This window comes from Guggenheimella bovis (assembly GCF_054492335.1).
This window is the reverse complement of record NZ_JBQWTF010000001.1, coordinates 136293-149215: the sequence shown is the minus strand read 5'-3', so window position 1 is coordinate 149215 and position 12923 is coordinate 136293. Positions and strand designations below refer to the sequence as shown.

The 12923-nt window shown below is 42.9% G+C and carries 16 protein-coding genes; 1 reads left to right on the top strand and 15 read right to left on the bottom strand.

The window, feature by feature from the left end; genetic code table 11:
- Nucleotides 1-9: 9 nt before the first annotated feature.
- From ACUB3H_RS00845 to ACUB3H_RS00780, 14 genes are all read right to left on the bottom strand, one after another.
- Entirely contained in the window at nt 10-753 is a 744-nt protein-coding gene (locus ACUB3H_RS00845; RefSeq protein WP_459128753.1) for a ribonuclease HII, read from the bottom strand.
- Entirely contained in the window at nt 734-1561 is an 828-nt protein-coding gene (gene ylqF / locus ACUB3H_RS00840; protein WP_459128752.1) for a ribosome biogenesis GTPase YlqF, read from the bottom strand. The genes ACUB3H_RS00845 and ylqF overlap by 20 nt, the downstream gene beginning before the upstream one ends.
- 37 nt (nt 1562-1598) lie before the next feature.
- Nucleotides 1599-1946, bottom strand: a complete 348-nt coding sequence (rplS, locus tag ACUB3H_RS00835; protein WP_459128751.1) for a 50S ribosomal protein L19 — start codon at nt 1944-1946, stop codon at nt 1599-1601.
- Entirely contained in the window at nt 1924-2670 is a 747-nt protein-coding gene (gene trmD / locus ACUB3H_RS00830; RefSeq protein ID WP_459128750.1) for a tRNA (guanosine(37)-N1)-methyltransferase TrmD, read from the bottom strand. Before trmD ends, rplS begins: the two co-directional genes overlap by 23 nt.
- A complete protein-coding gene (gene rimM / locus ACUB3H_RS00825) occupies nt 2667-3131 on the bottom strand; it encodes a ribosome maturation factor RimM (protein WP_459128749.1) in 465 nt (154 codons plus the stop codon). The genes trmD and rimM overlap by 4 nt, the downstream gene beginning before the upstream one ends.
- Entirely contained in the window at nt 3128-3355 is a 228-nt protein-coding gene (locus ACUB3H_RS00820) for a KH domain-containing protein (RefSeq protein ID WP_459128748.1), read from the bottom strand. The genes rimM and ACUB3H_RS00820 overlap by 4 nt, the downstream gene beginning before the upstream one ends.
- A gap of 11 nt (nt 3356-3366) precedes the next feature.
- Nucleotides 3367-3612: a 30S ribosomal protein S16 gene (gene rpsP, locus ACUB3H_RS00815; RefSeq protein WP_459128747.1), complete on the bottom strand. Its 246-nt coding sequence runs from the start codon at nt 3610-3612 to the stop codon at nt 3367-3369.
- 18 nt (nt 3613-3630) lie between these two features.
- Nucleotides 3631-4977 carry a signal recognition particle protein gene (ffh, locus tag ACUB3H_RS00810; RefSeq protein WP_459128746.1) on the bottom strand — a complete coding sequence of 449 codons (1347 nt, stop codon included), beginning with the start codon at nt 4975-4977 and terminating at the stop codon, nt 3631-3633.
- A gap of 8 nt (nt 4978-4985) precedes the next feature.
- Nucleotides 4986-5321 (bottom strand): YlxM family DNA-binding protein, encoded by a 336-nt coding sequence (gene ylxM / locus ACUB3H_RS00805; RefSeq protein ID WP_459128745.1) that lies wholly within the window; start codon nt 5319-5321, stop codon nt 4986-4988.
- A 72-nt stretch (nt 5322-5393) separates the two neighbouring features.
- Entirely contained in the window at nt 5394-6062 is a 669-nt protein-coding gene (locus ACUB3H_RS00800) for a metal-dependent hydrolase (protein ID WP_459128744.1), read from the bottom strand.
- A 9-nt stretch (nt 6063-6071) separates the two neighbouring features.
- Nucleotides 6072-6323 (bottom strand): hypothetical protein, encoded by a 252-nt coding sequence (locus ACUB3H_RS00795; RefSeq protein WP_459128743.1) that lies wholly within the window; start codon nt 6321-6323, stop codon nt 6072-6074.
- Between the two features lie 39 nt (nt 6324-6362).
- A complete protein-coding gene (locus ACUB3H_RS00790; RefSeq protein WP_459128742.1) occupies nt 6363-7235 on the bottom strand; it encodes a cation diffusion facilitator family transporter in 873 nt (290 codons plus the stop codon).
- Complete coding sequence (locus tag ACUB3H_RS00785) at nt 7232-9595, bottom strand: ATP-binding protein (protein WP_459128741.1); 2364 nt, start codon at nt 9593-9595, stop codon at nt 7232-7234. Before ACUB3H_RS00785 ends, ACUB3H_RS00790 begins: the two co-directional genes overlap by 4 nt.
- A complete protein-coding gene (locus ACUB3H_RS00780) occupies nt 9592-10680 on the bottom strand; it encodes a metallophosphoesterase family protein (RefSeq protein ID WP_459128740.1) in 1089 nt (362 codons plus the stop codon). Before ACUB3H_RS00780 ends, ACUB3H_RS00785 begins: the two co-directional genes overlap by 4 nt.
- Before the next feature lie 165 nt (nt 10681-10845).
- Here ACUB3H_RS00780 and ACUB3H_RS00775 point away from each other — a divergent pair, with 165 nt between their 5' ends.
- On the top strand, nt 10846-12234 hold the full coding sequence (locus tag ACUB3H_RS00775) for a hypothetical protein (protein ID WP_459128739.1): 1389 nt from the start codon (nt 10846-10848) through the stop codon (nt 12232-12234).
- A 94-nt stretch (nt 12235-12328) separates the two neighbouring features.
- Here the strand turns inward: ACUB3H_RS00775 and ACUB3H_RS00770 are convergent, their stop codons facing one another.
- Nucleotides 12329-12715, bottom strand: a complete 387-nt coding sequence (locus tag ACUB3H_RS00770) for a hypothetical protein (protein WP_459128738.1) — start codon at nt 12713-12715, stop codon at nt 12329-12331.
- Between the last annotated feature and the right edge of the window lie 208 nt (nt 12716-12923).

Below are 12923 nucleotides of genomic sequence, written 5' to 3'. Positions count from 1 at the left end.
AAGGGGAATTTATTCCAAATTGGTAAGGTGTAAAAAGCTTTTTCTGTGAATAGGACATGGGCCAATAGAATAGAGTGCTTCCATATGTTCACTCGTTCCGTAGCCTTTGTTTTTTTCAAAACCGTATTCCGGGTAAAGCGTTGAATACTCATCCATAAGTTCATCTCTATAGACTTTCGCAAGGATACTTGCGGCAGCGATGCTATTACTGAGATCGTCACCGTGAATGATGGCTTTCTGAAAGATGGGTGTATCGAGCGTAAGGGCATCGATCAAGAGGACATCGGGCTTCGGGTTTATCGTCTGAAGCGCTTGAAGCATGGCTTTTTTCGTGGCATTTAAAATGTTAATGGAATCGATGACCGCTTCACTCACTTCTTGAATGGAATATGCGATAGCCTTCTCTTTAATCTCTAACACGAGTTCTTCTCTCGCCTTAGCAGTGAGTTTCTTCGAGTCTTTTAAACCTAGAATTCTCTTTTTAGGATCTAGAATACAGACGGCACTTACGACAGGGCCCGCTAGGGGTCCCCGCCCTACCTCGTCGATTCCAGCGACCAAGAGACCTTTTTCATAGTAGGGAAGCTCATATACGTTTCTCTCGTTATATTCTTTTATTAGGTTGGCTTCCCTTTCCTTTTCCCGCTCTTTTCTTTTAATGAGGTTTTTAAGCCCTACTCTCTGATCCGTCTTTACAAGTTCTAATAGCTCCTCTAAGGGAGCATCTTTAAGTTCACTCAGTGGGCGATTCAAGACTAAACCTCCCGAGTTTACCAGATCGGAATTCATCCATGATGAGCGTACTCGTACGTTCTTCATCAATCCTTCCACCGCTTAGGATGCATCCACGTTTCTTTGCAATCTCAGAAAAAGGATCGATTCCTTCGATCGAAAAGCGCTCCTTAAGGGCGTTTGGATACTTCTCCTGAAGTTCCTCTATGAGATAGTAGGACAATTCATGTAAATCTAAGATGTCATCGTTAATGGAACCGATGAAAGCGAGGTGTCTCGCTTGCCTTTCGTCTTCAAACTTAGGCCAAAGGATACCAGGCGTATCGAAGAGATCGACACGACCTAAGCGAATCCACTGTTTTCCACGCGTTACGCCCGGTTTATTGTGTGCTTTTGCGACGTATTTTCCTGCAATGCGGTTAATGAGGGAGCTCTTTCCTACGTTAGGAACGCCTATAATCATGGCTCGAATGGCTCTTGGACGGCGATTTTGTTCGAGGTTTTTTTCGTGCACAAAGCGACCCGTCGCTTCAATCTGCTGAATGAGCTTACTCGGGTTATCGCTTTTCGCATTAAAGAGCAAGGTATCGTAACCGGTGCTTTGAAAATAGTCGATCCACTCTTTGTTGATCTCGGGGTCTGCTAGATCCGATTTATTGAGGACTTTAAGCCTCTTTTTATTTCCTAGAAGATCGTCAAATTGAGGATTGATCGTAGAACGTACGGCTCTTGCATCTAGGAGCTCCACAACGAGATCGACAAGCTTAATGTGCTCTTCGATCAAGTCGTGGGTCTTTTTCATATGTCCGGGGTACCATTGGATGTTCATCTTTTTCTCCTAAAAAAAGAACTGCCGGAGCAGTCCTTTAGATTCTCTCTTTGACTTTAGAAGCTTTACCGACGCGCTCACGGATGTAGTAGAGCTTCGCACGGCGAACATTACCATGGCGTGTTACTTCGATCTTATCGATCATCGGTGAATGAACAGCAAATGTCTTTTCAACACCGACACCGTAGCTGATCTTACGAACAGTGAAACGTTCTTGGATACCACCGCCTTGGCGTTTAATGACGAGTCCTTCAAAAATTTGAATACGCTCGCGCTTACCTTCAGTGATTCGAATGTGTACTTTTACAGAATCTCCTACATGGAATTCTGGAATATCCTGCTTCAAGCCTTCCATTTCAAGATCACGAATGATGCTTTGGTTCATGAGAATCCTCCTCTCGTATTGTTTTCATTCGCTCCAAGATCTCCTTGGAGTATGCATTGTTTTTGAGGCCTTCCTCGATTAAATCGGGACGCTCTCGTAAAGTGATTCGGATGCTTTCATCGAGCAAATACTTACGAATTTCTTCGTGGTTGCCGTTAAAGAGCACCTCTGGTACCTCGAGTCCGCGAAAGACTCTCGGTCTTGTGTACTGATTGTATTCTAGTAGATAGCGCTCATGACTTTCGCTTTGGGTGGATTCTGAACGAATGACACCGGGAATCAAGCGAAACACCGTGTCCATGAGGACTAGCGCTGCAATCTCGCCGCCACTTAAGATGTAATCTCCGATGGAGATTTCTTCGGTGACAAACGTATCAATGACGCGTTGGTCGATACCCTCGTAGTGCCCACAAAGGAGCGTCAGTTCTTTCTTTTGGGAAAGCTCTCTCGCCTTCTCCTGAGTCAAGACTTTTCCTCTAGGAGAGAGATAGATGACTTCCTTCTCCCCTTCGAGTGCATCGAAGAGTGGTTGTGGAGTCATTAGCATTCCGGAAGATCCGCTAAAGGGGTAATCATCTACGCGGTGGTGTTTATCGGTAGAAAAATCGCGAATCTGAACGGTATCGAACTCGATCAGGCCTTGATCAAGGGCTCTTTTAATAATACCAAAATGTTGGTAGCTCTCAAAGAATTCAGGAAACAGCGTAAAGATCTTCACTTTCATAGGAGACCCTCAATGACTTGTACGGTGATGCACTTTTCTTCCAGGTCGACTTTCTTAATGAATTCATCGACAAAAGGAATGAGTGTATCTCCTACGACTAAGATGTCTTGATAGGATCTTTCTAAGATATCTGAAACGGTTCCGATCACTTCTCCCTCGGTCGACTTCACGGTTAAACCGATGAGATCGACGAAGAGGAATTCATCGTCTTCTAGTTCGATATCTTCTTTTTCCATGAATACTTCATAGCCTACGAGCTTCTCAGCCGATTCGATCGTATCGAATCCCTTGAGACGCACGTTTAACATATTTTTTTGTACCTGAATGTCTTGAACTTCGTAGGGCTTCTCTTGAATCCAGACGGTGACGTCTTCTTGAATGGACGTCTTTTCGGCATAGGGATAAAAACGAACAAAGCCCTTCAGTCCTACCGTTCTTACGATCTTTCCAATGACTATCATACGACTTCTACGAATACTCTTAAGTTCTTCTTGATGGCAGCAGCCTTAACAACCGTGCGAATTGCATTGATGACTTTACCACCCTTACCAATGACGCGGCCGATATCTGATTCTGCCACGTGAATGGTGATCGTAATTTCATCCTCGACGGTCTCGGTCTCAAAGTGTAAGCTTTCTGGCTGTTCTAAGAGAGGTTCTACCATCACACGAATTAAATCTTCCATGCCCTTACCCATTACGCGTCGATGACGCCGTTTTTCTTGAGTAGATCGCGGGCACGGTCAGTCGGTTGAGCACCGTTCTTGATCCATTCGAGTGCTTTTTCTGCGTCAATTTTTAAGACTTCCGGTTCAACCATAGGATTGTAATAACCGATTTCTTCAATGAAGCGACCATTTCTTGGGCTTCTTGAATCAGCAACGACAATGCGGTAGAAGGGGCGCTTATGTTGACCCATACGCTTTAAACGAATTTTAACCATTTGTTCCTCCTTTTATATTCAGAAAGGTAAGTTAAATCCACCAAAGGGATTCTTTCCTTTTTTCTGTGCTCCAGTAAATTTTTTCATGGTCTTTCGCATTTGAACGAACTGCTTTACGAGGCGATTGACATCGTTAATGGACGTGCCTGAGCCTTTGGCGATGCGTTCTTTGCGACTAGGATTGAGTAGATCAGGGTTGGTACGTTCCTTTTCCGTCATGGAATGAATGATCGCTTCGACGCGTGAGAACTCTTTTTCATCGATATTTAAGTTCTTTAGCATCTTATTACTACCGAGCCCTGGAATCATGGATAGGATCTCTTGAAGTGATCCCATGTTTTTCATCTGCTCGAGCTGATCGAGAAAGTCGTTGAAGTTGAGACCTTCCTTTTGCATACGAGCTTCAAGCTCTTTGGCTTTCTTTTCATCGAAGTTCTTCTCGGCCTTTTCGATGAGGCTAAGCATGTCTCCCATGCCAAGGATACGAGAAGCCATGCGATCAGGATAGAAATCTTCAAGGGCTGAGGAGACAATTTTTTCTCCCGTACCGATGAATTTGATCGGTGCACCCGTCATGGCCTTCATGCTTAATGCAGCACCACCACGCGTATCACCGTCCATCTTTGTCATGATGATGCCGTCGATTCCTAAGCGGTCGTTAAAGGTTTTCGCGACATTCACCGATTCTTGACCTACCATCGCATCAACGACGAGAAGGATTTCAGTGGGTTTGGCAATTTCCTTGACACGCTCAAGTTCTTGCATCATTTCATCGTCTATCGCCAAGCGACCTGCCGTATCGAGAATGAGTACATCTCGGCTCGTCTTTGGTGCTTCGAGGAGTGCAGCTTTAGCAATTTCCTCTGGCCTTTTACCGTCGAGGCGAAAGACGGGAACTTGAATCTGTTTACCTAATACTTCGAGTTGATCGATAGCAGCAGGACGATAGATGTCGAGTGCTACGAGCATCGGACGACGGCCCTTTTCCTTGAGCTTAGCTGCAAGCTTTGCTCCGTTCGTCGTCTTACCTTGACCTTGAAGACCGACCATCATGAAAACGGTCGTACCATTCGTATTCATCGTGAGACGACTTGAAGAGGAACCTAAAAGTTCCGTGAGCTCATCGCGTACGATCTTAATCACCTGTTGGCCAGGTGTGAGGCTCTCCATGACTTCAGATCCTAAAGAGCGCTCCGTGACCTTAGCGACAAAGTCTTTGACGACTTTGAAGTTGACATCGGCTTCTAAGAGGCTGAGCTTTACTTCTCGCATCACCTCTTTGATGTCTTTTTCTGAAACCTTTCCTTTTCCGGAAAGCTTTTTCAGTGCTTCTTGTAATTTATCACCTAAATTTTCGAGAATCATCTTAGCTCCTAGTGCTCCAGTTTCTCAATCGTGTCCATGAGCTTTTGATAAAGTTTCTCATGGGACTCTTTAAGAGGGGCGATTTCAGTCTTTAGCTCTTCTAAGAGCGAGCGCTTCTTAAGGTATTCTTCAACCTCAGAAAGCTTCTTCTCACACTCGTAGAGCTTATCGGTGGAGCGTTTAATGAGATCGTGAACGGCCTGACGGCTTGAACCCGTATGATCGCTGATCTCTGATAGTGAGTAATCTTCCTTGAGCCATAACTCCATCACTTCTTGTTGGCGCTCTGTGAGGAGTGCACCGTAGAAGTCGTAGTAAAGCTCAATGGTATCGTAATCTAACATAAAAACCCCTGTAAAGTAGTTTTCCTTTACAGGGGAATGATATAGAAGTTTATGACGTTTGTCAAGCTTTTTTTATTTGGTTCGATATTCGAGTGTTTCTCCAGGAGCTAGAATCTTTGTACGGATGTCTCTCGGAGCGACCATGTTCTTCTTATCGAGACCAATGTGAATGCTCGTATTGTAGTGCATCGGAACAAAGAAACTAGGCTCGATAAAGCGAACGGCTTTTAGTGCATCACTCCAGTCCATCGTATAGCGTCCTCCTACAGGAAGAAGGGCGATGTCGATGTGCTCTTCTTTAAGTAGAAGCATGTCCATCGTAAGGGCCGTATCGCCTGCATGATAGATTTTGACACCGTCTATCGTTACGACAAAGCCACAGGCGATGCCACCATCCCTCGTAGGATTCGACTGAAGCGTACTTCCATGAACAGCTGTGACCATGTGAAAGGGTCCTACTCTACCACCTATATTCATAGAAAGAACACTTAGCCCCTGCTCTTCGAAATAATCGGCAAGCCCTGCTTCACAGACGATCGTCGCACCCGTTCGCTTTGCGAGCATCACCGTATCACCGACGTGGTCATTATGAGCATGCGTTACTAAGATATGTGTGAGTGTAAAGAACTCTTCGGGTTTTACGGGACAGAGTGGATTTCCAGTAAGAAAGGGATCGATTAGAATTTTTAATGCTTCTCCTTCTAAATAGAAGGCACTGTGGCCTAAAAATCGTAAGATCATACTTCCTCCTTATTCGATGCGAACGAGAACCCAACTATAACCGTTGGCATCGAATGTCATTTGATAACGAATCAAACGATTCTCGATGGTGCTCTCGCAATGAAACTCTATAAAGTTTCCTCCAGCAATTTTTTTCTTTTCACTTTGTATCACGCGATCTACGGTGATAATGCGGTTCTCGTAGCGAAACTTGAGTGGCCTTAATCGACCACTGGGATCGAACGAGGCAACCATAGGTACAGGCTTTGCTACTAATTTCATGATTCACCTCTCACAAAAAGAGTAACACGAACATATGTTCTAGTCAAGCTCTTGATAGGGATTCACGTGAACCATAATGTGCTTAATTTTCGGATGTTCTGCTTCGATGCACTCATGCACGCGTTCTGCAATCGTATGCGCTTCAATCAGTGTCAAGTGTGACTCGACGGCAATCTCTACGTCACAGTAAATTCGGTTTCCGTGCATTCGAGTCTTTAAGAGATCAATTCGCTTCACCTCAGGGTCCGATAGGATGATCTTTTGAATGAGTGCCTGATCCTCTTCGCTCGCTGAGCGGTCGGTCAGTTCAGAGACGCTATTCATGTAGAGTTCTATCGCAATGCGAAGGATGAAGAAAGCGATAATAAAGGTAAAGATCGGCTGGAAGAAGGGATAACCCTTCTGTGCTAAGAAAGCACCCGTCAACGAAAGAAACGATGTGAGTGTGTCGTTTAAGTAGTTCTTTCCGTCCATCTCATAGCTCTTGGATTCAATGAGCTTCGCTTTCTTTACGACAAAGCGAGAAAGCAAAAACTTTCCTATGATACTTACAAAGGCAGCGACAATCGCAATGGTAGATGGTGCTGCGACTTCTTTTGAAAAGAGCTCTTCATAAGCTTTCATCGCGACCGTTACAGCCACGCCTGCTAAAAAGAGCGCCAAGAGCTTTCCTATGATCGATTCAAAGCGTTCATGACCATAAGGGTGCTCGCTATCCTCTTTCTTTTCAGAAATTCGAACACCGATATAAGCAAGAAGCGTCGTAAAGAGGTCGGAAAAGGAATCGATACCGTCAGCTACGACGACCGATGAGTGTCCGATGGTTCCAGCGATAATTTTAAAGAGTGCAAGGACACTATTTGTAAGTAAGCTTACGATCGTAATCTGTTTGGCAATTTTTTCTCGGTTCATGATCTACTCATTTCTACAACGTGTACATCTGTTTCAGGGAAAGCCTTGCGTAGTTCTTCATTACAGCTAAAGAAGAAAATCTGTCGCTCCTTCGAAACGTCAGAAAGTAAATCGTAGGTTTCTTTTAAACGCTCGGAGTCCCAGTTGACAAAGGCTTCGTCGAAGAAGATAGGATTCTTATTCTCTCCTTCAAGTTCTTCTATAATCGCTATACGTAGTGCGAGATAGATCTGATTGAGTGTGCCTTTAGAATGCGTATCGGTGAGCTTTTGAAGCGAAAAGTCGGACTTTGTAAGGTAGAGTCCATCGTCCATACTGAGCATGCGCTCATAGTGGCCGGCACTAAAACGCTTTAAGAGTTCACTCGCACGAATGAGGATCGTGGGTTGATGCTTTTTTAAGTAGCTTCGGTACTGATCATCGATGAGTGAACCGAGTAATCCAAGCACATTGTAGCGCGTGACGAGATCGTTACGCTCCTCTTTTAAAAGCTTCCATTTACTCTCCGTTTCCGCATAGACTTCTTCGCTTTCAAAGGACTTCAGTTGTTCATCAAAGGTCGCCTTTTGAAAGAGGTCGGATTCGAGTTTACTTTGTAATTCTTTTATAAGGGAATCGGTCTTCACGAGTTCTTCTTCAGGATCTGTTTCTGGAGCAGGCTTTAATGACTTTACAAATTGCTCGTAGTAGGTTGCATTTTCTCGGTCCTTTTTATATCCTAGACTTCCATTCTCATAGACCTGAAAGACAGTCTCTAATGCATCTATACTGTGAGTGAGGCTCTCTTCTCTTGCTGATAGAATGTTCAACTGATCATCTAACGCTTCGCTCATGCTAGCGCTTTCGATCGCTTCGAGTTCCTTCCCTTTAAGGGCTTCGAGTGTCTGACTGTAGCTTTCACTATTATCGGTTCGATAGTGAGCATACATACTCTTAAGATAAGCTTTCATCTCTTCTCGTAAGCCAATTTCTTCACTGCGCTTCTTTGAAAGGAGTCGATGCTGCTCTCTTATGGCATAGAGTTCATGGAGCTTACTCGTCTGATACGTACTCTTTAAATGGTTCTTTTTTAAGTAGACAACGTAGCGACTCTGAAAGTAGATCATCGCGACGAGCCAGAGGATACCGAAGCCTGTGAGTAGGATGGCTGGAATTCTCATGTAAGGGATATTTAAAAAGACGAGAAACCAGAAGGCTAAGGCGAGTCCAAAGGAAAGAAGTGAAGGTGCTAATGGAAGTTCCATTTCGTTCTTTTTAGGTGGAGTCCAGTTGTAGGATTCCATCTCGGGAACTTCTGTGAGTTCTTCTTTTGCGATCGTTTCAAAGCTTAGCTTTTGTTCCGCGAGTTTTTCATCGATCGACCGAATCGCTTCTTCTTTCTTTAAAAGATCCTTTTCAAACGATTCAAGTTCTCTTAAGACCTTATCGCCACGCTTTAGTTCTTCCCTTTCCGCTTCACTTAATGAAGAAGCGTTCTTTAGAGATTCTTTCTTTTCTAGCGTGACCTTAAGGTCTTCTTTGACTTGAACGAGTCGAAGTCTTTGTTCTTCAAGTTCTTTATACTTTTCTTCCGTCTCATTTGTCATGAGTTCAGGATGCTTGATTTCTTTTTTGACTTCTTCTGCTTTCTTCCAGTCCTCGAAGCACTCCTTCTCTTCTTGAAGTTTAGAAAGGTTCTCTTTTTTCTCTATTAGACTTTCTCTTAGTTCAGAGATTCCACGCTCAAGTTCAGAAGAAAGGCGCTTTTTCTCGCGGTATTCTCCCTCTTTTTCTCGGTAGCGTTCGAGTGCTTCCTTCTTTTCTTCGATGGATTTCGTGAGGAGATTTATAGGTTTTGTCGAGTGCGCATTGTTTGCATACAGTGCTTTTCGCTGATCGTTTGCTTCTTTAATCGCTTCTCTAGGAGAGCGTAAAAGGTCGAGATTGAGTGTAGTCGATAGTTCATCGAAAACCTTATCAAAGCTCTTTTCTGATACGCTTAAGAGGTCCTCAGCATGTATCGTATAGAGCTCTTCTAGAAGCACTCGTTCGATATCGTAGAGCGGACGATTTTGAATTTTTTCCGCTTCCTCTTCTTTAATCCAGCTGCCCTTTACGCTACTTTGAAGCGTTCTCGTGACGACTCCCTCTTTTTCTAAGGTGAGCGTCACAGAGGCTTCGCTTCCTTCCCAAGGAATGTAGCCAAATTGGTTTCTGTTGGCTGGAGAAAAGCCTGCGATAGCAGTCTTTAGCGCTTCAAAGAGCGTACTCTTTCCCGCTTCATTTGTTCCTACGACGAGATTCAGTTTGTGCGTATCAAAATGGAATGTCTGATCTTCGAACTTCCCAAAGGGATGGAGTCGAATCGATTGGATCTTCATTGTTCACCTCGGATAAAGAGCTCATAAAGGAGAGACTCTACGAGTTTTGGATTTTCTTCCAGTGCGACTTCAAGCTCTTCCCTGCTTTGTAAGAAGAGTTCTTCCGTCTGAAGCTTTTCTTTAATGGACCCTTCGAGATTTACTAAGAGATCTCTTAAAAAAGGATTCTGTTCTAAAGGAATGGGGCTCATGAGTGTCGTTTCATCGATGATTTCAATAGCGTCCGAAAAGTCGTTATCATCGAGCATCTGCTTTAAAGAGAGGCGATTTTCTCGAAGGAGAGCTCCATGTAGATAGACCTTTGAAAAAGTGCTCTGTTCACTCAGTTCTTTGAGCTTATTGTAGAGATTCGTTCGAAAGCCTTCTTCGTTCGAGAGCGTGAGGTCGAATTTTTGAAACTGGACGTCTGTGGAGGGGACGAATTCCGTCTGAAGTGTTTCCCCTAGACGTACCTTTAGGTATCCTCGATCTCCTGTCTCATTGCTATTTACTGGAAAAAAGCTTCCTGGATACTGCACTCTTCCTTCAAAATAAGAGGCTTTCGTATGGATGTGACCGAGCGCTACATAGTCGTAGCCGGCGTCTACGAAGGCAGAAAGGAGTGATGGCATATATCCTTCTGTGTTTAATGAAGTATGAAAGAGACCGATCGTAGGGAGATCGTCTTTAAAGGTCGGTAGATTTTTGATTTCACGGATGTCTGAGGGGCTTTCGAAACTCTGACCGACGATGCGGAATCGGTCATTTTCAAGGATTTCTAGCTCTGAAGAGAGCACCTTTACAAAGCTACGATCCCACAATATGTTGAAGTCGTGATTTCCTTCGATACAATATATGGGTATATCGGCGTCATTGCAACGCTTTGCTTGATGATAGATGAAGTTTTCAGTTTTTGGATCGATAGAAGATTTATCAAACAGGTCTCCTGCGATAAGAATTCCGTCGATTTTTTCTTCAAGTGCTGTGTCGACCATTTTCTCAAAAGCCCTCATCTGAGCGAGCCTGAGCTTACTTCGAGTCGACTCAGAACGGCTATTAAATGATACACCGAAGTGAATATCAGCTAAGTGGTAGAATTGAAGCATCATTTCTCCTTGTTGAACCCGTTTAACCGAACGTTGAATCGACAACGGGTTTTTTTGCTCGAAAATTCATCAATTCGTTATGGGAGTCCTTTTCAATTTCTCCGTCTTCATATATAATGAATCATGTCGTAACCACTATAGCAAAATTGAGGACATGATTCAATGATGAGAGAACGGAATGTCAGCCTATCGGGTGACTACCAAAGAATCACGAAACTGAATAGAAATTACATCAAAAACGAGATCTACTTCTCCGAGTTTTTGACCCCAGAGCTTCTAAGTGAGACGAGATTACATCTCCCTAACTTACAAGATTTTAAGCTCGAGGATGATCGAGCTATCTTTATTAGCCCAGTACTACTCGGAAAGCCTTTAGTCGATGTGACCGATCTATCGAGCTCCGCTAAAGTAGATATCATTAATAAATACTTAAAGATCATTAAGGATTTTAGCGACCTACCGCTCTTTATGCAAATGAACCTCGTCAGAGAAGAAAACTTCTACATCGTAAACGGCGAGCTCATGCATCGAGGCGTACTTATTATAGAAGACGTAGACTTTAGATACCCTCTAACCTACGCTCATCTCATAAAGGCGATCAGTAAGTTTGCACTGAACTTAATTGATAAGGACGTAAACCTCTTCAATTTTAAGAACTACTTTAGAAACTTACAAAATAACGCCACTAGCTTTAAGACGATTGAAAATATCATCGATGAAGTCAAGGATGTCTACATCAATGACCTCTTCGTCGAAGAGACGCTCGTTCCTGTAGAAGAAGTGAAAGTCGTAAATAATCACGTCAAATACATGAACTTTAAGCTCGTCACGATGGTATCGATGTTCTTGATCCTTTTATCGACTGCAACGTTTGCAATGATCCATGCCGTGAATCTAAGAGATACACAGAATCTAACCGCACTCTTTCGAATCGAAAGCCGTGATGATAACTACTTGATCTTAGATGAGAGTTACTCCCCTTCTGATTTTACAATTTCTGAATGGAAGTGGGATGTCTTTAAAGACAATGCACTCTATCAATCTGGTAAGACAAATAAATTAAACCTCACTTTCCGCGAGGATGGAAACTATCGAATCGTCCTTCGTGTCAAGGACACCGCAGGAAATTGGTCGCAGCCTTACGAAAAGACGATACAACATCGAAATACTTCTACTGGTAATGACGATCTCGATTCTTTTAACTTCCAACGAGCCGTCTACGATAAGGACATCGTGAAGTTTGGTACGAAATCAATTCGCGTCGATAAATCGAACAGCGAAATCTACTTAGAAAACATTTACCTCGAAGATTCCGTATCCGTTGACTTCTTTAGCTACTCTGATCACACGGAACCCATCCTCTTAAAGATTGAAGGATATTCCGCTGGAAAGCTCGTGAGTGAGCGTTCTCAGTCCATCACCGTCAGTGAAAAGCAATGGAAAAAGAATGAGCTTACCTTTACGACAGATTCGATCGATAAGCTCGTGATTAAAGTCTTAGATTTTGATGGAAATGTCTGGTTCGACCAGTTCAATATTCGATCACACAAATAAAGTCCCTTACCTAAGTAAGGGACTTATTTTTAGTTGAATCATTTTCATTAAATTCTTTTCGCGGCTTAGAGGACAACTCTGTTTAGAACAAAATTCAATCAAATAGATATAAAAAGTCATCCTTTTTATATCCATTCACTTCATAAACTTTGTCATCCACTTTGACTTTATTATCCATAAAAGTGATTAGAGTTTGAGTCCCAGCCTTTTTTTCTATGGTTAAGAAATATTCCCAACCGGCTTCGTCCTCAGTATTTATTTCTTTTACTGTATACGAATTCAGTTTATCTAGTACACCCTTTATTTCTTCTTTTTCCAGGACGCGATTTTGAACTGTTGGAGTCATTTGAGTTGATATTGAAATCTGTTCTATATCAACCGGATCAATTTTCAAGGTTGTTTTCTCTTCGAAATTATTTTGAAGACAACTTGATAGGAGCATAAAAGAAATAATTAGGGCAATAAGAGATATCTTCTTCATAAATATCACCTCGCTTTAATTAGTAAAATGGATTGTTCCACCTAAATAAACCTGGCTTGGTTCAATTTTTAAGGAATTATCGACGAACATCATTAACTTATTGGTAATCATACCCAATCATCCATAAAATTTGTAAAAATATAGAAACATATATTTACTTCTAAAGAAAAAGAAGCTAACCCTTTTTGAATAGGGTTAGCCCTTGTGT

What these genes read in the sequence shown, in the direction of transcription:
- ACUB3H_RS00800 (WP_459128744.1), bottom strand. Translation starts at nt 6,062, where the DNA reads ATGATCTTACGATTTTTAGGCCACAGTGCCTTCTATTTAGAAGGAGAA.
- rpsP (WP_459128747.1), bottom strand. Translation starts at nt 3,612, where the DNA reads ATGGTTAAAATTCGTTTAAAGCGTATGGGTCAACATAAGCGCCCCTTC.
- ylxM (WP_459128745.1), bottom strand. Translation starts at nt 5,321, where the DNA reads ATGTTAGATTACGATACCATTGAGCTTTACTACGACTTCTACGGTGCA.
- ylqF (WP_459128752.1), bottom strand. Translation starts at nt 1,561, where the DNA reads ATGAACATCCAATGGTACCCCGGACATATGAAAAAGACCCACGACTTG.
- rplS (WP_459128751.1), bottom strand. Translation starts at nt 1,946, where the DNA reads ATGAACCAAAGCATCATTCGTGATCTTGAAATGGAAGGCTTGAAGCAG.
- ACUB3H_RS00790 (WP_459128742.1), bottom strand. Translation starts at nt 7,235, where the DNA reads ATGAACCGAGAAAAAATTGCCAAACAGATTACGATCGTAAGCTTACTT.
- ACUB3H_RS00775 (WP_459128739.1), top strand. Translation starts at nt 10,846, where the DNA reads ATGAGAGAACGGAATGTCAGCCTATCGGGTGACTACCAAAGAATCACG.
- ACUB3H_RS00795 (WP_459128743.1), bottom strand. Translation starts at nt 6,323, where the DNA reads ATGAAATTAGTAGCAAAGCCTGTACCTATGGTTGCCTCGTTCGATCCC.
- rimM (WP_459128749.1), bottom strand. Translation starts at nt 3,131, where the DNA reads ATGATAGTCATTGGAAAGATCGTAAGAACGGTAGGACTGAAGGGCTTT.
- trmD (WP_459128750.1), bottom strand. Translation starts at nt 2,670, where the DNA reads ATGAAAGTGAAGATCTTTACGCTGTTTCCTGAATTCTTTGAGAGCTAC.
- ffh (WP_459128746.1), bottom strand. Translation starts at nt 4,977, where the DNA reads ATGATTCTCGAAAATTTAGGTGATAAATTACAAGAAGCACTGAAAAAG.
- ACUB3H_RS00820 (WP_459128748.1), bottom strand. Translation starts at nt 3,355, where the DNA reads ATGGAAGATTTAATTCGTGTGATGGTAGAACCTCTCTTAGAACAGCCA.
- ACUB3H_RS00770 (WP_459128738.1), bottom strand. Translation starts at nt 12,715, where the DNA reads ATGAAGAAGATATCTCTTATTGCCCTAATTATTTCTTTTATGCTCCTA.
- ACUB3H_RS00780 (WP_459128740.1), bottom strand. Translation starts at nt 10,680, where the DNA reads ATGCTTCAATTCTACCACTTAGCTGATATTCACTTCGGTGTATCATTT.
- ACUB3H_RS00785 (WP_459128741.1), bottom strand. Translation starts at nt 9,595, where the DNA reads ATGAAGATCCAATCGATTCGACTCCATCCCTTTGGGAAGTTCGAAGAT.